Below are 20,187 nucleotides of genomic sequence, written 5' to 3'. Positions count from 1 at the left end.
CTCTTCCCCGCGAGGTCCCGCCGCACCTCCGGCGTCCCGGCCGTCCGTCGACATGGTGCCAGCGCGGCCCGTACGGTTCGACGGCCCCGGGGCGTTCCCGTCGATGAGGTGGGGTTTCGGGTGGCGTCCCGGCCGAGGCGCTCGGGATCCGTTGCCGCGTCGCGGGCCGTTAGTCTGTCGGTATGTCGGAGCGTGTCGTGCCCGGCCGTACGGACGGCCTGATCACCCTGGTTGCCGCGGACGCTCTGTGGGCCGATCTGACGGCCGGCAGTGCTGTGCCGGCGGCTTCCGGGGTGTTCACCCGCTCTCCTGCCCGCGCCCGGACGGGGTACGTGCTGCTCGGCGGCCGGGTGGTGGCGGCGGTGCGGGCGAGCGACGGTCGGTGGGGTGTTCCGGAGGTCGAGGTGCGCCGGGCGGCCGCGGAGCTGAACGCGGTGGAGATGGACCGGCAGGACCTGGTCCGCATCGGTCCGTTCCGTGAGGCTCCGGGGCAGGGGCGCGACGGGGAGGCACCGTTGCGTTGGCGCCAGCACATCAGGGAGGAACTGCGGGAGCCGGGCGGATCCGGGCGGGCAGCACGGCATGAGGGCGGCCGGCCGCATCATCTGGCGGGGATCGACTGGCGGCAGATGCTTGTGGAGCGGGCCCACGGCGGGACACGGCGCACGTGGTGGCTGCCGCGTGCCGTGGTCAGGCTGCTGGACGCGGCCGAGCACGCCGAGAAGCAGTGGGTGCAAGCCGCACGGGCCGGCCGGGAGAGCCCGGCCGTCACCGAGCCGCCCTCCCGCCCACGGCAGGCCCGGGACACCGAAGACCGGCCGACGACGGGCTCCGAGAACCCCACCGCCTCACTGCGCCCGTACGGCAAGGAGCTGGAGGGCCGGCTGTACTCGGTGCTCAGCAGGAAGCCCGGCATCTCCCGCAAGGTGGCCGGGTGGGCGTGCGCCGTCTGCCGCACCGCGCCCGCCACCGTGCTCGACCACTGCCACGAACACGGCTACGTCCGCGCCCCCGTCTGCCAGTCCTGCAACACCCAGGAACGCCCCGACCACCTGTACAGCAACGACATCCGCGTGGCGAACCGCTACAAGCGCCTCTTCCACACCGACGCCGACGCCTGGCTCCGCCACTGGCACCGCTGCCCCGGCTGCCGCGCACGCACCACCCTGCCCCTGCCGCACCTCGCCGCGTGGACCGCCCACGTGGCCTGCCGGTCGCTGCGCCCGACCCACCGCGCCCCCCGCGGGCGCAAGCCCTGCGGTGTCCTGCGCGTGTCCTGGACGGGCAGTCAGAACGCGCCCCGTTCCTGCCTGCTCACCGTCACCGTCGACTTCTGCCCCTCCGGCGAGCACCGCGTCCTGGCGCAGGTCCCCTACCGCGAAGCCGTCGAGCGGTTTCGTGCCTGGCTGGCCGAGGCGGCCCCCACCGTGGCCGCCGCGGCCGGTCCCGACCGCCTGGACGGCCTCCCGACCCAGTTCCGGCCGGTCATCGCGGACACCAGCGGCAAGGGCCTGGAACTGTTCTGAGCGGGCACCGGGGGCGGGGCAAAGGTCGCAGATGTGCCGGGCTCCCGCATGGGGGACTGTCCCCCATATCCTCGGCCCCCTCACCGGCGGGGCGGAGGGGGCAAGGGGCGCCACGGCGCCGGGGTACCGCCGGTGGCGGCCGTACCGTCCGAGGAGGCGGGCCGGGGGCATGCGACCGGGGGCCGGCCGGCCGAGGGAGCACGGGCAGGTGGTCGGCCCGGCGGTTGTATGGGGGCAGGCGCGACACGCCGTGGGGGGCGCACGCACTCCCGGCCGCCATCGCACGGCCCGGTCCCTCGCACTCGCTGGTCGTTCGGGCCCGCAGGGCCCGGCCGGTCGCCCGGGTGCCCGGTCGTCGTGAGCACATGACGGCCTGATCGGCCGTCCGGTCGCCCGGCGCTGCCGGGGCCCGTGCGGGCCCCGCCCGGTCGCCCCCGCCGGTGAGCGCGGTGCTGTGCGCTTCGACCGTGGGAGGACGGCCCGTCGAGGCGCGGAATCCGCATGTGGGGTGCCTCGTCCGCCCCACGAGGGCTTGTCCCGAAGGAACTTGGGGGATCATCCCGCATCCGCCGTCACTGCGGCACCCGTTCTACTGATGTCCGGCCGGCGGTTCCCGCGGTGGCGTCCCGAGGGAGTGCCGTCGGTCCGAAATCGACTCGTGTCCCACAGCCAACAGGTGCCGTACGACAAGACATACAGGAGCGCACGACATGCGGACCTCCCTGGATATCGACTCCGTTGCACGGAAGGTGTACATATCGATGGTCGACCGGCCCGGCGCGGAGGTGACCGAGCTGGCCGAGCAACTGCAGGAGACCGAGGAAACGGTCCGGGACGGGCTGGAGCGGCTGTCCGCCCTGCTGCTCGTCGTCCCGGGGGACTCCGCCAGTGGCTGGCGGCCGGTCGACCCGGAGGTCGGACTGGCCGCGATGCTCACCCGGCAGCAGGAGGAGCTGGCCCGCCACCGGCTCCAGGTGGAGGGCAGCCGGCTGGAGATGACGCGGCTGCTGTCGGAGCGCGGGCGCGGCGGCCGGGAGAGCGTTCCGGACGTCAAGTGGCTGGCCGGCGCGGACGCCGTGTGGCGGCACATCACCTTTCTCGCCGATGAGTGCGCGAACGAATGGCTGACCGTCGGACCGGCCGAGCGGCCGGACGCGGCGGCCTTCGAGGCCGGCCACTCGCTGGACGAGATCCTGCGGCGACGCGGTACGCCCGCTCGCGCCATCGTGCTGGAGAGCGTCCGCAACGACCCGGAGGCGACGGAGCGCCTGCGCCGGAACGAGGAGTACGGCGGCGCCGTCCGCACCCTGCCGTCGCTGCCGGTGTGGATGATCGTCTCCGACCGCAGGCACGCCGTCGTGCCGGTCACGAGCGGCCGCAGTGTGGTCGGCGCGATGGCGTGCGGCGTCGAGTCGGTCACGGAAGCCTTCGCGACCCTGTTCGCCCGGCTGTGGAAGGAGGCCCTGCCGCTCGCGGAGGCCCGCCCCCGTACCCGCGGCAACCTCTCCCTCCAGGAGCAGCACGTGCTCCGGCTGTGGGCGCAAGGGCTCACGGACGCGGCGGCGGCCCGCCGGATGGACGTCTCGCTGCGCACGGTGCGCCGGCTCTCGGAGAAGCTGACCGATCGGTTCGGTGCCCAGAGCCGGTTCCAGCTCGGCGCCCTCGCGCTCGCCAGCGGCGGCATCCGCGCCGAGGACATGGTCTGAACCGTCCCACTGCGAAGGGGCCGGACCTCGTCGTCGAGGTCCGGCCCCTTCACGCTGTGGCACGGGATGCGGTCACCCGGCCGGTGCGAACTGGGCCGTGATCTCCGCCATCATCAGGTCGGCGATGCTCTGGGCGAGTCGCGCCGGGGTGGGAGAGTCGAACACGGATCGCACCGGCACATCGATCCGCAGCGCCTTCCGCAGCCGTGAGGCCACCTGCGTGGCGAGCAACGAATGCCCGCCCAGCTGGAAGAAGTCGTCGTGCACGCCGACGCGTTCGATGTCCAGCAGCTCCTGCCACACGGTGGTGACGGCCCGCTCGACGGCGTTGCGCGGCGCCGTGTACTCACTCCCCAGGTCCGGCCGCTGGTGGTCCGGCACCGGCAGGGCCGCCCGGTCCACCTTGCCGTTGGCGGTCAGCGGGAGGCGCTCCAGCGTGACGAACACCGCCGGGATCATGTAGTCGGGCAGGAACCGCCCCAGGTGGGTGTGGAGGTCCGCGGTGCTCGGCGCGTCCGCGCCGGTGGCCACGAGATACGCCACGATCCGTTTGTCGCCGGGCGTGTCCTCCCGGACGATCACACAGACCTCGCCGATGCCGGGGTGGGTCAGCAGGGTGGACTCGACCTCGCCGAGCTCGATGCGGTTGCCGCGGATCTTCACCTGGTTGTCGATCCGCCGCAGGAATTCGAGCTGCCCGTCCGCGCGCCACCGCACGAGGTCACCGGTGCGGTAGACCCGGGTGCTCACCCCTTCGGCCTCGTACTCGACGAACTTCTCCTCGGTCAGGTCCGGCCTGCCTCGGTAGCCGCGGGCCACCGGCACGCCTCCGAGGAGGAGTTCCCCGGGGACCCCGACCGGCACCGGCCGGCCGTGCTGGTCCACCACGAACACCAGGGTGTTGGAGATGGGCCGGCCGATCGGTGGGACCACGTCGCCGGGTTCGACCACCGCCGAGGTGACGATGACCGTGGCCTCGGTGGGTCCGTAGTTGTTGATCACGCGGAACGGCAGCCGTGCTCGCGGTGGCATCCGCAGCCGGTCACCGCCGGTCAGCACGTACTCCAGGGTGCTGTCCGCGTCCCAGGGCAGCGCCGCCAGGGCCTCGAACATCGGCGTGGACAGGAACGTGGTGTGGACGCGCTGCTCGCACAGCCAGTCCCGCAGCAGATGCGGGGTGAGCCGGACGGTCTCGGTGGTGACGCAGCAGGTCGCGCCGCGGATCAGGCCGAGCCACAGCTCCCACGCCGCCGGATCGAACCCGATCCCGGCCAGCAGCGCGATCCGCTGCCCGGGTTCCAGTCCGTACTCGCGTGCCGTCCAGTGCACCAGGTTGACCAGGCTGCGGTGTTCGACCTGGACGCCCTTGGGGCGGCCGGTGGAACCGCTGGTGTAGATCAGGTAGGCGAGGTTGTGCGCCGCGGCGGCCGGCCGGGGATCGGTGTCCGGCTCGTCGGCCAGCGTCACGGTGTCCTCGTCGAGCAGCAGCAGCGGTACGTCCGAGGGCAGTCGGCCGGTGTGCGCGGAGCCGGTGAGGACGACCGGGGTCCCGGTGTCCCCCACCATGTACGCCAGCCGCTCCTGCGGATACTCCGGGTCCAGCGGCACGTACGGCGCCCCCGCCTTCAGGACGCCCAGCACGGCCGTCACCAGATCGGGGCCGCGCTCCAGGCACACCGCGACCGGCATGTCCGGCCGCACCCCGTACCGGGTGCGCAGGTGGTGGGCGACCCGGTTGGCGCGCGCGTTCAACTCGCCGTAGGTCAGCGTGCCCTGCGGTCCCTCGACGGCCACCGTGTCCGGCTGTTGGGCCGCCCGCTCCTCGAACAGGCCGTGCAGCGTGGCGGTGTCCGGGAAGGCGGCCCCGGTGTCGTTCCACTCGACCACCGTCCGCCGCCCTTCCCCGGCGGTGAGCAGGCACAGCCTCGACAGCCGTGCCGCGGGCTCGTGGGCCACCGTTTCCAGCAGTGCGCCCAGGTGGCCGGCCATCCGGGCGACCGTGTCCCGTTCGAAGAGGTCCGTCCGGTACTCCAGGGTGCCGCGCAGTCCGCCGTCCGCGGCCTCGGACATCATCAGGGTGAGGTCGAACTTGGCGTCCGGCAGTGTGACCGCGAAGGGTTCCACGTCCAGCCCGGGGAGGCTCCAGCCGTGCTCGTCCGGCGTGTTCTGGAACACGAACATGGTCTGGAACAGGGGGTTGCGGGACGGGTCGCGGTCGGGGGCGAGTTCCTCCACGAGGCGTTCGAAGGGCAGGTCCTGGTGGTCGAAGGCACCGAGCGCGGTGTCCTTGACCCGGTCCAGCAGCTCGGTGAACGCCGGATCGCCGGACAGGTCGGTGCGCATGACCAGGGTGTTCACGAAGAAGCCGATCAGGTCCTCGGTCTCGGCACGGTTGCGGCCGGCGACCGGGCTGCCGACGGTCACGTCGTCCTGGCGGGCGTACTTGACCAGCAGCACCTGGAAGGCGGCCAGCAGCACCATGTACAGGCTCGCGGTGCCGCTCATGGCCGCCTTCCGCAGCCCGGCGGCCACTGCCGCGCCCACCTCGAACGTCACGGTGTCGCCGCCTCCGGCCCGCCGCTCCGGACGGCGATGGTCGGTGGGCAGTTCCAGGGGTTCGATCCCGGCGAGCCGCTCCCGCCAGTACGCCAGCTGCCCCTCCAGCACGTCACCGGTGAGCTGCTGCCGCTGCCACACGGAGAAGTCCGCGTACTGCACGGGCAGTTGCGTGTCCTCGGGCGGGGTGCCGGTCGTCGCCGCCCGGTAGCCCTCCCGCAGTTCGCGCGCCATCACCGGCTCCGACCAGCCGTCGCAGACGATGTGGTGCACCGTCAGCAGCAGGTGCGCCTCCTCGTCGGCCAGGCGCACCAGGTGGGCGCGCAGCAGCGGTCCCGTCGTCAGGTCGAACGGGCGGGCGGCCTCCGCGCGGGCCAGGTGTCGTGCCGCCTCCTGGCGTTCCTCGGTGTCGGCGATGTGCCGCAGGTCGTGGACGGCCGTGTGCACCGGCTGCGGCGGGTCGACGATCTGGGTCGGCTCGCCGTCGTCGGCGGCGACGAACCTCGTCCGCAGGGTCTCGTGCCGTGCCAGCATGCGGGTCAGCGCCGCGTCGAGGGCGTCGGTGTCCAGCGCACCGCTGACGCGCAGGGCAAAGGGCACGACGTACTCGGCGCGTCTGGGCTCCAGTTGGTCGAGGAACCACAGCCGCTGCTGGGCGAAGCTCAGTGGCAGCGGCCCGTCGGTCCGGTCGGCCGGCACGATGCGCTCCGCACCGGCCGTGCCGTCGGCGGCGAGTTCCGCCACGGCCGCGGCCAGCCCGGCGACGGTGGGTGACGCGAACAGCTCCCGCACCGGTACCTCCACGCCCAGCGCGTCCCGCAGCCGTGACGTCACCTGGGTGGCGAGCAGGGAGTGGCCGCCGAGCTCGAAGAAGTTGTCGTCCGCGCCGGTGACCTCGGTGCCCAGCACCTGGGACCAGGCCGTGGCGATCGCGCGCTCGACCGGGGTACGGGGGGCCGGGCCGCCGGCCCCGGAGGCGCGTGGTTCGGGCGCGGGCAGTTCCCGCCGGTCCACCTTGCCGTTCGGGGTCAGTGGCAGCCGTTCCAGCGCCATGAACGCGGACGGCACCATGTAGTCGGGCAGTTCACGGCGCAGCCGCCCGCGCAGGGTCTCGCCGTGGATTGTGGCGCCCGCGGCCGGGACGACGTACGCGACCAGTCGTTTTTCGCCGGGGGCGTCCTCCCGGACGACGACGGTGGCCGCGGTGATGTCGGGGCCGGCCAGCAGCACCGCCTCGATCTCACCGGGTTCGATGCGGTGTCCGCGCAGCTTCACCTGGTCGTCCAGCCGCCCCAGGAACTCCAGTTGCCCGTCGGCCAGCCAGCGCACCCGGTCGCCGGTGCGGTAGACCCGGCGCGGTGTGCCGTCGACGTCGGCGGTCACGAACCGTTCCGCCGTCTGCTCGGGCAGGCCCCGGTATCCGCGTGCCAGTCCGGAGCCGCCGACGAGGAGTTCGCCCGGCACCCCGGTCGGCACCGGCCGGCCGTACCGGTCCACCACGTACACGAAGGTGCCGCGCACCGGGCGGCCGATCGGCGGTACGGCCGTGCCGGGGACGATCTCGGCCGAGGTCGTCACCACCGTCGACTCGGTCGGCCCGTAGTTGTTGACGACGCGGAAGGGCAGGTGCAGCCCGGCCGGCAGGCGCAGCGCGTCACCGCCGGTCAGCACGTACTCCAGGGAGGTCGGTTCCGACCAGTCGAGGGCCGCCAGCGACTCCAGCACCGGTGTCGAGACGAAGGTGCCCGTGATCCGCCGCTCGCTCAGCCAGCGCTGGAGCAGCGCCGGTGTCAGCCGCACCGTGTCGTCGGGTACGCACACCGTGGCACCGGTCGCCAGTGCGGGCCACAGTTCCCAGGCCGCCGCGTCGAATCCGACCCCGGCCAGCAGCGCGACGCGCCGTCCCGGGGCCGCGCCGAAGGTGTCGGCCGTCCAGTGGACCAGGCCCACCAGGCTGTGGTGCTCGATCTCGACGCCCTTGGGCCGGCCGGTGGATCCGCTGGTGCAGATCACGTACGCCAGGTCGTCGGAGGACGCCGCGGGTTCGAGGTCGTGGGCCGGCAGGTCCGCGAGGGAGGGCCGGTCCCGGTCGGTGAGGAACCGGCCGGGCTCGTCGGGCAGCCGTGCGGCCCGGGCGCTGTCGGTGACCACGAGAGCGGCCCGCGCGTCCGCGACCATGTGGGCGAGCCGGTCGGCGGGGTGCTCCGGGTCCAGCGGCAGGTAGGCGGCGCCGGATTTGAGGACCGCGAGCAGTGCGGTGATCTGTTCGGGGCCTCGTTCCAGGCACACGGCGACCACGTCCCCGGGGCCGGCTCCGCGAAGGCGCAGGTGCCGGGCGAGCCGGTTGGCCCGCGCGTTCAGCTCCCGATAGGTCAGTTCCCCGTCGGCCGAGAGCACCGCCGTCGTGTCGGGTCGCAGGGCGGCGCACTCCTCGACGAGCCGGTGCACCGTCGTCCCGGTCCCGGTGTCCGTGGCGGCCGCCGTCCCGCTCCACCGGCCCAGCACCCGGTGCCGTTCGGCACCGGTCAGCACCTCCAGTTCGGACAGGCGCCGCTCCGGGCCGGCGACCGCCGCGCGCAGCAGCGTGGTGAAGTGCTCCGCCAGCCGCTCCGCCGTGTCCGGTGCGAACAGGTCGAGGGCGAACACCAGATCGCCGGCGAGCGAGCCGTCGGGCCGCTCAGTGAGGATGAGGGTCAGGTCGAACTTGGCCTCCTCCTCGCGGACGGCGAACGGCTCCACCGCTGCTCCGGGCAGTTGCCAGGCGTGGCCGTCGGGGGTGTTCTGCAGCGCGAACATGGTCTGGAACAGGGGGTTGCGGGACAGGTCGCGGTCGGGGGCGAGTTCCTCCACGAGGCGTTCGAAGGGCAGGTCCTGGTGGTCGAAAGCACCGAGCGCGGTGTCCTTGACCCGGTCCAGCAACTCGGTGAACACCGGATCGCCGGACAGATCGGTGCGCATGACCAGGGTGTTCACGAAGAAGCCGATCAGCTCCTCCGTCTCGGCACGGTTGCGGCCGGCGACCGGGCTGCCGACCGCGATGTCGTCCTGGCCGCTGTACTTCGCCATCAGCAGCTGGAACACCGCCAGCAGCGACATGAACAGGCTCGCCCCCTGTCCCGCCGCCAGCCGCCGGGCCGCGCCGGCCACGTCGGCGGGCACCGAGAAGGACACCGTGCCGCCCCGGCCCGACCGCTCGGCCGGCCGCCGGTGGTCGGTCGGCAGTTCCAGCGGTCGTACTCCGGCGAGCCGCTCCCGCCAGTACGCCGACTGCCCCGCCAGCGCCGGACCGTCCAGCACCTCGCGCTGCCAGCTCGCGAAGTCCGCGTACTGGATACCGGGGGGAGCCGGTTCGCCCGGCAGGCCGGCCACCGCCGCACCGTACAGCTCGCCCAGCTCCCGGGCCAGGATGCCCTCCGACCAGCCGTCGGAGACGATGTGGTGCACCGTGAGCAGCAGCAGCCACTCCGTGTCGGCCACCCGCACCGCCATCGCACGCAGCAGCGGGCCGGTGGCCAGGTCGAACGGCCGTCCCGCCGCCTCGCGCAGCATCTCGCGCGCGGCGTCGGCACCGAGGTGCCGGGCGTCGTGGACGTCCACCGTCACTTCCCGCGCGGCGTCGACGACCTGGAAGGGGTGTCCCGTGGCGTCCGCGACGAACCGGGTCCGCAGGATCTCGTGCGAGGCGGTCAGGGCCGTCAGCGCGGCGCCGAACGCGTCCGGCGCGAAGTCCCCCTCGATCCGCAGCCCCACCGGGATCGCGTACTCGGCCCGGCCCGGGGCCAACTGGTCCAGGAACCACATGCGTTGCTGTGCGAAGGACAGCGGCAGGGCACCCGTCGACCGGTCCGCCCGCGGGATCGCGGCACAGGTCCCCGGATCCAGCGCGTCCACGGCCGTCGCCAGCAGCGCCGGTGTCGGTGCGTCGAACAGCGTCCGGTACGGCACGTCCACCCCGAGGTCCCGGCGCAGCCGGGCTGCGACCCGGGCGGCCAGCAGGGAGTGGCCGCCCAGCTCGAAGAAATCGTCGTCCGCGCCGACCTCGTCGACGCCCAGCAGCTCGGCCCAGATCCCGGCGATCGTTCGCTGCGTGGGGGTGCGCGGCGCGGCGAACGCGGCGGAGACGTCCGGGCGGTGGCTCTCGGGCGCGGGCAGCGCCCGCCGGTCCACCTTGCCGTTCGGGGTGAGCGGCAGCCGTTCCAGTACGACGTACCGGGCGGGCAGCATGTGCTCGGGCAGTTCCCGTGCCAGTGCCGCGCGTAGTCCGGCCACGGGCACGGCCGTGCCGCCGGCCGGCACCAGGTACGCCACCAGGCGCTTGTCGCCCGGGGTGTCCTCACGGACCACGACCGTGGCCGCCGCGACGGCCGGCCGGGACAGCAGGGCGTTCTCGATCTCCCCGAGTTCCACCCGGTGCCCACGCAGCTTGACCTGGTCGTCCATGCGGCCCAGGTAGACCAGGCGCCCGTCCGGCAGCCACTTCACCAGGTCGCCTGTGCGGTACACGCGTGCCCCGGGATCGGCCGAGAACGGGTGCGGCACGAACCGCCGCGCCGTCAGGTCGGGTCGGTCCAGATAGCCGAGGGCCACGTTGATGCCGCCGATCAGCAGCTCACCGGGCACTCCGACCGGCTGGACCTCGCCGTGCGCCCCGACGACGTACACCTCGGTGTTGTCGATCGCCCGGCCCATCGGAACGTGGTCCGCCGCCGGGTCCACCGTCGTCGTCCGGCTGACCACGTTGCCGACGGTCGCCTCGGTCGGCCCGTACTCGTTGACGACCGCGGTCTCCCCGGTGCCCAGGGTCAGCGCCCGGTGCGCCAGCACCGGTGCCAGGTCCTCGCCGCCCACGACCAGCGTGGCGATGCCGTGCCGGACGCCGTCCTGCTCCAGCCGGGCGGTCAGCAGCTCCAGGTGTGCGGGCGTCGCCTTCAGGAAGCTGATCGGGACACCGGTCGCGACGATGTCCACGGCCGCGTCGAACACTCCGTGTCCCGGCTCCGGCTTCGGCACCACCAGGCACAGCCCCTGAACCAGCGGCAGGAACAGCGCGGTCACCGTCAAGTCGAAGGCCGCCGACGAGCACAGCAGGGAACCGATCCGCGCACCGGGTGCCGGGGGGTAGTTCCGGTCGCACCAGTGCAGGTAGTTGACGACGCCCCGGTGGCCGACCCGCACGCCCTTGGGGCGGCCCGTCGAACCCGAGGTGTAGATGACGTACGCCACGTCGTCCGGGCCCGCGGCGGCGACCGGGGCGGTGCCGGTGCCGGCCGGCCACTCCCGGTCGGCCAGCAGCAGCGTGGTGTCCGGCGCGAACAGGTCCGCGTGCGCGGACTGCGTCACCACCACCGGCGCGGCGCTGTCCTCGACCATGTACCGCAGCCGCTCGGCCGGGTAGGCCGGGTCCAACGGTACGTATGCGGCACCCGACTTGAGCACGCCGAGCAGCGCGCACACCAGGTCCGTGCCGTGGTCCAGGCACACCGCGACCAGCGCGCCGGGTCCCACGCCCCGCTCCGCCAGGTACTGCGCCAGCCCTTCGGCCCGCTCGTCCAGCTCCCGGTAGGTCAGTCGCTGCCCGTCGTACTCCAGGGCCACCGCGTCGGGCCGGTGCGCGACCTGTTCCTCCACCAGCCGGTGCACGGTCGCGGTGTCCGGGAAGGCGGACCGCGGCCCGTTCCACTCGGTCAGGATCCGGTGCCGCTCCGGCTCCGTCAGCATCTCCAGCGCGCTGAGCGGCTCCCCGGGCGCGTCGGCGGCGGAACGCGCGAGCGTCGCGAGGTGCCCCGCCATCCGCTCCGCCGTGGCCCGTTCGAACAGATCGGTCCGGTAGCCGAGGAAACCGTTCAGTTCCCCGCCGTCCGCGACGACTTCCAGGGTGATGTGTGCGTCCGGCGGGAACGCGGCGGCCTCCCGGCCGGCCGTGCGCCACGCGAACCACGCCACCACTGCCCCTGTGCCGCCGGCCGCGTCGGCCAGCGCCGCGATCGGTACCGGGCCGCGGGCGACGGCGTCCGCCACGCCCCGCGCGACGTGCGCCAGGGCCTCGGTGAACGCCGGGTCGCCGGCCGCGCCCCGCACCATGGTCGCCGTGTCGGCGTCCCGCGTGCCGTCCGCCGGCACCGCCACCGGGACGTCGCCCCGGCCGGCGTGCCGCGCCAGCAGCGTGTGAAACACCGTCAGCAGGACCGCGGGCAGTTCCACGCCCCGGTCACGGGCCAGTGCGGTCAGCGCGTCGGCGGTGCGGGCGGGCACGTCGAACGGGACCCGGTCCGCAGGACCCGGTCCGTCGTCCGACGGCCTGCGGTCCGAGGGCAGTTCCAACGGTTCGAGGCCCGCCAGTGCGTGCCGCCACTCCCCCAGCTGGTGATCAGCCACCGTTCTCTCCCCATCGTCAGGACATCGTCAGCGGTACAAGCGGTTCACGGGCGGCACGTCGTGCGGCGCGCGGCAAGGGGCGGGGCGGGGGCCTCCGGGCGGGCCGGGGGCCGTGCCGCCGGCGGAACCGCGGCCGCCGGCGCCGAACGTCCGCGACGAGCAGGCTAGGACGGGCGGACGCACGACCCCAGTGGACACAAATGACTCCCCCGGGGATGGTCACAACTGCCCAGTGCCGCTCGCGATCACCGCTGGCCACCATGGACGGCGTTACCAACGCCCAGCCCGGACGCCCCACGGAGGGCGATTTCACGGGTACCCGGCCCGATCACAGTGGTCGCGGCCCCATCACGGTGTCGAGAGGAAAAGCCGGTCGTGTACCCGCATAGCCAGCCCCCGGACAGCCCGCACCACGCAGTCCTGACCACCATCGCCTCGGACTCGCACACCTGGAACCTGCTCTTCCTGCAGCTGCTGCTGGAGGAACAGGGCTGGGAAGTCACCAATCTCGGTGCGTGCGTCCCGGTCGACCTCCTGATCGAGGAGGCCACGGCCCGTACGCCCGATCTCGTCGTGGTCAGCACGGTCAACGGACACGGCGCCGAGGAGGCCACGGGCCTGGCCCGCGCGGTGCGTGCCGTGCCGGCGCTGGCCGAGGTGCCGCTCGTCATCGGAGGCAAGCTGGACACCTCGGGCACCGTCGCCCCGGAGGTCCACGACTCGCTCACCGAGGCCGGCTTCGACGCCGTCCTGACCGGCCCGAACGCCGTCCCCGGACTGCTCGCCCTGCTCGACTCCCTGCCCGAGCACCGGCACGGAAGGCCCCACGCCGATGCCGTCCGCTGAACCCGCACCCGCCGGCGGCGCCTTCCACCGCTTCGTCGCCGAAGCCGCCCGCACCGGCAGCCTCGTCGTGCAGCCCCGTATGGGCTTCGCCGACCCCGCCCTGATGCGCACCGGCCTGATCGCCACCCGTGCCGCCGACGCCACCACCGTCGGCACCCTCACCCTGGACAGCTTCACCCGTGTCGGCGATTACGCCGCCGCCGCCCGCGCCGTCGCCCAGGACCACCACCTCAACGGCTATCCGCTGGTCAGCATGCCCGTCGAGACCACCACCGGTCTCCTCGACGGCGTCCACGGGCCCGGTTTCCCGGTCCAGGTACGGCACGGCTCCGCGCGGCCCGGCCGGATCGTCGAAGCCCTCATCGCCGCCGGGCTCGACGCCACCGAGGGCGGCCCCGCCTCCTACTGCCTGCCCTACGGCCGCACCCCGCTGGCCACTTCGGTCCAGGCCTGGGCCGAGGCGTCCCGCAGGCTCGCCGCCCTGCGCGAGACCGGCGCCGAACCGCACCTGGAGACCTTCGGCGGCTGCATGCTGGGCCAGCTCTGCCCGCCCTCCCTGCTCGTCGCCCTCTCCGTCCTGGAAGCCATGTTCTTCCGCCGGCACGGTCTGCGCAGCGTCTCCCTCAGCTATGCCCAGCAGACCAGCCGTGAACAGGACGAGGAGGCCGTCCACGCGCTGCGCGCCATCGCCGCCGACCAACTCCCGGACGTCTCCTGGCACGTGGTCGTCTACGCGTACATGGGCGTCTACCCGGAGACCTGGGACGGCGCGCTGCGGCTCGTGGCGGACGCCGCCCGGCTCGCCGTGCGCACCGGCGCCGCCCGGCTCATCGTCAAGACGCCGGCGGAGTCGGCCCGCATCCCCTCCGTCGAGGAGAACGTCATCGCGCTGGAGACCGCCGCCGCGGCCGCCCGCACCACGCGGCCGGCCGCTCCGCCGCCGTCCACCGGCATCGAGGCGGAGGCCCGCTCCCTCGTCGAGGCCGTCCTGAACCTGCACGACGACCTGGGCCAGGCCCTGATCCGTGCCTTCGCCCACGGCTACCTCGACGTCCCCTTCTGCCTGCACCCCGACAACGCGGGGCGCACCCGCAGCTTCATCTCCGACCGCGGCCGGCTGGAGTGGTCCCGCACCGGGTCGCTCCCGCTCGGCCGGCCCACCGCCGCGCAGCCGTCCCGGCGGCTGACCTCGTCCGGGCTGCTGCAGGCGCTCAACCATGTCAAGAACCGCTACGACGATCCCGCGGCCCGCCTCGACAGGGCGAGCTGATCCGAGCGGCCCCGCCCCGGCGCCCCTCCGCCACCAATGGCTGGTGCCCCGACCCGGCAACGACAGGACAGGACATGACAGACATGACACTTCAGACAGATCTCCCGCCGACACCCGAGGCCGCCGCGCTGCCCTCACCACTGGAACACCTGCGCGACCCGCGCACCCGGGCGGCCCTGCGCATCCAGCAGGCCCTGATGGCCGGTGCCCGTTCCTTCCTGCGCTCCGACGGTGCCGTGGAGATGGCCCACCCGATCATCGGCCCCGTCACCGACCCGGGCTCGCGCGGCGCCAAGCAGGTCGACGTCGACTACTACGGCCACCGCTACAAGCTGATGACCAGCGCCATCCTCTACAAGCAGGCGTCGCTGCTGGCCTTCGACCGCATCTTCCTCATCACGCCCAACGTCCGCCTCGAACCCGTCGAGACCAGCAGCACCCAACGCCACCTCACCGAGTTCCGGCAGATCGACGTCGAGTACGCGGGCGCCACCCGGGACGACGCCATGGGTGTCGCCGAGCGGCTGGTCCGTCACGCCGTGACCACTGTCGTCGACGAGTGCGGCGACGACCTCGCCGTCCTGGGCCGCGATCCCGAGGCCCTGCGCCGCCTCGTGGCCCGGCCGTTCGCCCGCGTCCCGCACGGCGAGGTCGTCGACGGCCTGCGCCGCGGCGGGTACCCGCAGGACGCCGGCACCGAGATCGAGTGGGAGGCCGAGGAGCGCATCTCCCGCCAGTCCGACGCCCCGTTCTTCATCGTCGGCTACCCCAAGGGCTCCCGCGGCTTCTACGACAAGGAGAGCCCGGCCGAGCCCGGCACCCTGCTCAACTTCGACCTCATCGCCCCCGAGGGCTGCGGCGAACTGTGCAGCGGCAGCGAACGCGAGTACGACTACACGGCCCTGGTCACCCGGATGCGCGAAACCGGCGAGAACCCCGCCAAGTACGCCTGGTACCTCGACGTCGCCCGGCACGGCATCCCCAGCAGCGCCGGCTTCGGCATCGGCCTGGAGCGCCTGACCCGCTGGGTCACCGGCCTGGACTCCGTCTGGCGGACCACGGCCTTCCCGAAGATCGCGGGGGTCGTGTCGCCGTGACCCAGCTGGCTGCACCCGGCCTGCCCGAGGACACCGTCCGCGCCCGGGCCCGTGACGGCGCCGCCGCCGTCTTCCCGCCCCTGGACAGCTACGGCACCACTGTCTTCGGCGCCGTCCCCGAACCCGCCGGCGACGAGATCGACGCTCTGCGCCTGACCCCGCCCGTCTTCATGCCGGGCCGCCTGGCCAAACTCGTCGACCTCGGCCGCGAACCCCTCTACTCCGACGTCCGCCTCGACACCGCCCTCGGCGGCTTCACCGCCCCGCTGCCGGTCTATCTGTCCGCGCTCGGCTCCACCCGTGTCACCAGCACCAGTCTCGCCCTCAGCCGCCAGGCCGGACGGCTCGGCGTCCCCATGGTCATCGGCGAGAACGTCGCCCCCATGAACGGCTTCCGCTCCAGCGGCGACGACCACCGCAAGGGCCTGCTGGAGCGGGTGCAGGCGTACTGCGAGGAACTCCCCGACGGCGTGGGCGGCATCTGCGTCCAGCAGAGCACCGAGGACGCCGACTCCGAGGTCTGGAACCACGTCTACAGCGACCCCGCGGTCACCGGGCTCCTGGCCACCGGCCGCCTCGGCTTCGAACTCAAGGTCGGCCAGGGGGCCAAGCCCGGCCTCGGCGGCCTCACCATGATCAGCGAAACGGTCGCGGCCGACCTCGCCGGACAGTACGCCGTCGAACGGCTGGGCCCCGGCGCCTCCTCGATCCTGCGCTGCGCGAGCCCGGGCACCTTCACCGACGAGATCTTCCGCCGGCAGATCCAGCTCATGCGCAACAACTACCCGCGCGCCCGCTGCTGGGTGAAGCTCTTCCCCGGCCGCGACATCGGCCGGGCCGCCACCATCGCCTGGGACGCCGGTGCCGACGCCGTCGCCGTCGACGGTGCCGAGGGCGGCACCGGCTGGGCCCCGACCGGCTTCCTCGGCCACGTCGGGCTGCCCCTCGCCGAATGCCTGCGCCGCGTCGACCCCGCCGGCCGCACCCTCCTCGCCAGCGGACGCGTCTGGGACGGCATCCGTGCCGTGAAGCTGCTCGCCCTCGGCGCCCGCGCCGTCGGCCTCGGCCGCGCCGCGCTGATCGCCGCCGACGAGGACCCCGAGCACGGCCTCGAACGCCTGCTGGAGGCCATGGCGCTGGAACTGCGCATGGCCGTCAGCGCACTGGGCCGCTACGCGGCGGAGGAGACCGGCCCCGAAGACCTCTGGGAGCCCCGGTCATGATCTACGAGCACTCCTACGAGCTGGTCACCGACGACCTCTTCGTCCTGCTGCCCCGGCTGGTGCCCGGCTCGGACCTCTTCCTGAAGATCGAGGGCCTCAACCCGGCCGGCTCCGTCAAGCTGAAGACCGCGCTGAGCCTCATCGAGGACGCCGAGCACCGCGGTGTCCTCGCACCGGGCGCCCGCGTCATCGAGTCCTCGTCCGGGAACCTCGGTATCGCCCTCAGTTCCATCTGCGCGACCAAGGGCTACCGCTTCACCTGCGTCGTCGACCCGAACACCAACGCCACCAGCATCGACCACATGCGTGCCCTGGGCGCCGAGGTGGTCGTCGTCGACACCGTCGACGCCAACGGTGGTTTCCTCCAGTCCCGCATCGCCCACATCCGGCGCCGCATCGAAGCGGACCCCACCGTGGTCTGGCTCAACCAGTACGCCAACCCGGCCAATCCGCGCGCCCATTACGAACAGACCGCGCGCACCCTGCTCAAGACGGTCCAGCACCTCGACTACCTGTTCATCGGCGTCGGCTCCACCGGTACGTTCGTCGGCTGCGCGCAGTACCTGCGCGAGTTCTCGCCGCACACCCGGATCGTCGCCGTCGACGCCCTCGGTTCCGTCCTCTTCGGCGCCGCCCCCGGCCCGCGGCACATCCCCGGGCTGGGCGCCAGCCGCATCCCCGAACTCTTCGAGCCCGATCTCGCCGACGACGTGGTGATGGTCGCCGAGGAGGACGCCGTACGCGAGTGCCGGCTGCTCGCCCGCACCCACGGCCTGCTCACCGGCGGCTCCACCGGCTCGGTCCTGGCCGCCGTCCGCCGTCGCGCCGACACCATCCCGGTCGGCTCCCGCATCGCCGCGATCTCTCCCGACCTCGGCGAGCGCTACCTCGGCACGGTCTACAACAACGACTGGGTCGAGCGGAACTTCGGTGTCCTCACTTGATCCCGCCCGCGAAAGGCAACCACCGATGTCAACCTTCCACGTGATCGACGGCTCCGTTGCCCAGGACGTCATCGGCTCCGCGCCGTCGGACGTCCTGGATCTCGTGCGGGAGACCTACCTCCAGCACAGCCGCGGGGCCACCGTGAACCCCAACAGCCACTTCCTGCGCTTCCCGCACGATCCCGGCGCCCGGATCATCGCGCTGCCCGCCCACCTCGGCGGCGACGCACCGGTCTCCGGCCTCAAGTGGATCGCCAGCTACCCGCAGAACGTGAACCAGAACCTGCAGCGTGCCTCCGCCGTCCTCCTGCTGAACGACGCCGAGACCGGCTACCCGTTCGCCTGCCTGGAGGCGTCCGGCATCAGCGCCGCCCGTACCGCGGCGTCCGCCGCGCTCGCCGTGGAGACCCTCGCCGCCGACGACGGTCCGAAGACGGTGCTCTTCGTCGGCGCCGGCATCATCGGCCGGACCGTCTCCGACTTCCTCGCGGCGCGCGGCACCGACGTCCGCGAATGCCTGGTCCACGACCACGTCGACACGTACGCCAAGACCTTCGCCTCCTACGTCGCCGACACCCACGGCTGGCAGGCCCGCACCGTGCCGCAGGTCGACGCGGCCCTGGCCACCGCCGACCTGGTCGTCCTCGCCACCACCGCCCCGGCGCCCTGGCTGACCGACCAGCAGACCGTCCTGCCGGGCCAGCTCATCCTGAACCTGTCCCTGCGCGACATCCACCCCACCGTCATGATCAAGTGCAACAACGTCCTGGACGACATCGACCACTGCCTCACCGCGCAGACCTCGCCCCATCTGACGGAGATGGAGTACGGCACACGCGACTTCATCAACGGCACGCTGGCCGACGTGCTGCGCGGCGAGGTGACCCTGTCCCACGACCGCCCCACCGTCTTCTCCCCGTTCGGCCTCGGCGTCCTCGACCTGGCCGTCGGCCACCACATCTACCGAACCGCCCTGGCCACCGGTCGCGCCACCGAGATACCGGGCTTCTTCCCCGAGCTGAAGCGCTGGTGAGCCGGGCGGCACCGGCCGCTTCTCCCGACGGGACCGGGGCGTCGGCATGTGCGCCGGGAGCGGCAGGGGAAGGGGCGGGGAGGGAGTGCGGGAGGGCCGGTACGGAGACGTCACCGGCAGCGGGGCCGGGGCAACGCCGGACAGGGAGCCCTCGGAGCCCCGAGGTTCCGAAGCCTCAAGACTCCGAAGCCCCGGGCCGACAGGCGGGGAGCGGGCCGGGGCCGGGCTCCCTCAGCGGCCTTCCGGTCCGGTGCCCCGGCCGCCCGGCCCGGGTGGGACTCCGGTGGAGCCGCGGACGGGAAGGACCGGGCAGGGTGACGTGCTCTCCGGACCACGGACACCGCCGCTCACGGATGACGAAGAGCCGGCGAACAAGCACGACGAGGGCCCACCACGTTTCCGTGGTGGGCCCTCGTCGGCTCTGCCGGCTCCCGTTGCTCCGGCGACGTCCCGCGGTCAGACCTGCAGCAACTCCTGTTCCCGGTCGGTGGCGTCGGGCGGCGTCGTCTCCTGCAACGCGGAGACCACGGCCTCCAGTTGCTCGTCGCCCCGGACCATCTCCATGTGCCGACCCGGCATCGTCCGCTGGGCGAGCCCTTCCGGGTAGAGACCGCGCCAGTGGGCGAGGTACTGGGCCTCCGGCACCTCGTCGCCGCTGCCGTCGCGCACCGTGTCGCTGACGAACAGCGTCGCTCTGGCCACCGAGCGGCCGGGCCGGTAGGCGGCGAGCGAGCGCACCTCGGCCTCCAGCACCTCGAAGGGAAGCCACTCGTCGAGCGTGACCATGTCCTCGCCGAGGTTCATCTCCGGAGCAAGGCGCTTCAACTCCCGCTCTGTCGCGGCCCGTTGAGCACCACGCTCGTCCTGGCCGCGGTGCCACAACTCGTTCACCCGGCGGTAGACCTCGGCGTACTGCTGGAAGCGGTCCTGCTGGTCGTCGCCGGTCACCGCCGGCTCCAGCAGGTACAGCCCGGCCACCTCCTCCGGGGCCCGCACCCCCATCGCGTGTGCGATCACCGCGCCGGTCGACCATCCGAGGATGGCGCACGGGCCCGTGGGCCGCACACGGCGGATCTCCCGCCAGTACCGGTCCGCGATCGACTCCATCCCGACGAGCGGTGCCTCACTCGCGTCGAGGCCCGGCGCCTGGATGCCGTACACGGTGAACCTGCCCGTCAGGCACCGTGCGAGAGCCCGGTACGGGTGTGTGCTGCCGCCACCCGGATGCACACAGAAAAGAACGGGCAGCTCCGGGTCCACCACGGACGACAGGAGCACCGCCAGCCCGGCCGAAGCCGCCTGCGGGATGTCCAGCGCAGCCGCAAGCCGGGCCACCGTCGGATGCCGTACGAACTGCTGGAGGGTGACGCCCAGGCCGGCTTCCCGCAGCCGGGAAACCGCCCGCACCGCGCTGATCGACTGTCCGCCCAGTTCGAAGAAGTTGTCGTGGATGCCGATGGTGTCGATGCCGAGGACGTCGGTCCAGACCGCGGTGATGGTCTCTTCCGTCGAGTTGCGGGGCGGGGTGTAGGTGGTGGCGAGTTCGGGCCGGTGGTGGCCGGGGGCGGGCAGGGCCTTGGTGTCGACCTTCCCGTTGGGGGTCAGGGGCAG

General features: G+C 73.1%; 10 protein-coding genes. 8 read left to right on the top strand and 2 right to left on the bottom strand.

Features of this window, described 5'->3' with window-relative positions:
• Nucleotides 1-182 precede the first annotated feature (182 nt).
• Both ACFYW1_RS34450 and ACFYW1_RS34445 read left to right on the top strand, forming a co-directional pair.
• Nucleotides 183-1,526, top strand: coding sequence for an endonuclease domain-containing protein (locus tag ACFYW1_RS34450; protein WP_389002415.1), 1,344 nt, complete (start codon nt 183-185; stop codon nt 1,524-1,526).
• A 710-nt stretch (nt 1,527-2,236) separates the two neighbouring features.
• Nucleotides 2,237-3,232 (top strand): LuxR C-terminal-related transcriptional regulator, encoded by a 996-nt coding sequence (locus tag ACFYW1_RS34445; protein ID WP_389002412.1) that lies wholly within the window; start codon nt 2,237-2,239, stop codon nt 3,230-3,232.
• A 72-nt stretch (nt 3,233-3,304) separates the two neighbouring features.
• Here the strand turns inward: ACFYW1_RS34445 and ACFYW1_RS34440 are convergent, their stop codons facing one another.
• A complete protein-coding gene (locus tag ACFYW1_RS34440) occupies nt 3,305-12,163 on the bottom strand; it encodes an amino acid adenylation domain-containing protein (RefSeq protein ID WP_389002409.1) in 8,859 nt (2,952 codons plus the stop codon).
• 375 nt (nt 12,164-12,538) lie between these two features.
• Here ACFYW1_RS34440 and ACFYW1_RS34435 point away from each other — a divergent pair, with 375 nt between their 5' ends.
• The 6 genes from ACFYW1_RS34435 to sbnB all read left to right on the top strand — a co-directional run bounded on the left by ACFYW1_RS34435 (nt 12,539) and on the right by sbnB (nt 18,576).
• Nucleotides 12,539-13,009 (top strand): cobalamin B12-binding domain-containing protein, encoded by a 471-nt coding sequence (locus tag ACFYW1_RS34435; RefSeq protein ID WP_389002405.1) that lies wholly within the window; start codon nt 12,539-12,541, stop codon nt 13,007-13,009.
• Entirely contained in the window at nt 12,996-14,279 is a 1,284-nt protein-coding gene (locus tag ACFYW1_RS34430; RefSeq protein WP_389002402.1) for a methylaspartate mutase, read from the top strand. Before ACFYW1_RS34435 ends, ACFYW1_RS34430 begins: the two co-directional genes overlap by 14 nt.
• A gap of 83 nt (nt 14,280-14,362) precedes the next feature.
• On the top strand, nt 14,363-15,376 hold the full coding sequence (locus ACFYW1_RS34425; RefSeq protein WP_389002399.1) for an asparagine synthetase A: 1,014 nt from the start codon (nt 14,363-14,365) through the stop codon (nt 15,374-15,376).
• Nucleotides 15,373-16,599 carry a glutamate synthase-related protein gene (locus tag ACFYW1_RS34420; protein WP_389002396.1) on the top strand — a complete coding sequence of 409 codons (1,227 nt, stop codon included), beginning with the start codon at nt 15,373-15,375 and terminating at the stop codon, nt 16,597-16,599. Before ACFYW1_RS34425 ends, ACFYW1_RS34420 begins: the two co-directional genes overlap by 4 nt.
• Nucleotides 16,596-17,543 (top strand): 2,3-diaminopropionate biosynthesis protein SbnA, encoded by a 948-nt coding sequence (sbnA, locus tag ACFYW1_RS34415; RefSeq protein WP_389002393.1) that lies wholly within the window; start codon nt 16,596-16,598, stop codon nt 17,541-17,543. Before ACFYW1_RS34420 ends, sbnA begins: the two co-directional genes overlap by 4 nt.
• A 25-nt stretch (nt 17,544-17,568) precedes the next feature.
• On the top strand, nt 17,569-18,576 hold the full coding sequence (sbnB, locus tag ACFYW1_RS34410; protein WP_389002390.1) for a 2,3-diaminopropionate biosynthesis protein SbnB: 1,008 nt from the start codon (nt 17,569-17,571) through the stop codon (nt 18,574-18,576).
• Between the two features lie 456 nt (nt 18,577-19,032).
• On the opposite strand, the gene ACFYW1_RS34405 is transcribed toward sbnB, so the two are convergent.
• Nucleotides 19,033-20,187: alpha/beta fold hydrolase (locus ACFYW1_RS34405; protein ID WP_389002387.1), on the bottom strand; the 1,155-nt coding region annotated here is incomplete at its 5' end.

The sequence above is a fragment of the Streptomyces sp. NPDC002669 genome, assembly GCF_042889165.1.
Classification (GTDB): domain Bacteria; phylum Actinomycetota; class Actinomycetes; order Streptomycetales; family Streptomycetaceae; genus Streptomyces.
Note: the sequence above shows the minus strand (reverse complement) of the source record. Positions and strands in the feature narration are given on the sequence as shown.

Coding starts and splice junctions, on each gene's coding strand:
- ACFYW1_RS34430 (WP_389002402.1), top strand. CDS start 12,996: ATGCCGTCCGCTGAACCCGCACCCGCCGGCGGCGCCTTCCACCGCTTC.
- ACFYW1_RS34450 (WP_389002415.1), top strand. CDS start 183: ATGTCGGAGCGTGTCGTGCCCGGCCGTACGGACGGCCTGATCACCCTG.
- ACFYW1_RS34445 (WP_389002412.1), top strand. CDS start 2,237: ATGCGGACCTCCCTGGATATCGACTCCGTTGCACGGAAGGTGTACATA.
- sbnA (WP_389002393.1), top strand. CDS start 16,596: ATGATCTACGAGCACTCCTACGAGCTGGTCACCGACGACCTCTTCGTC.
- ACFYW1_RS34425 (WP_389002399.1), top strand. CDS start 14,363: ATGACACTTCAGACAGATCTCCCGCCGACACCCGAGGCCGCCGCGCTG.
- sbnB (WP_389002390.1), top strand. CDS start 17,569: ATGTCAACCTTCCACGTGATCGACGGCTCCGTTGCCCAGGACGTCATC.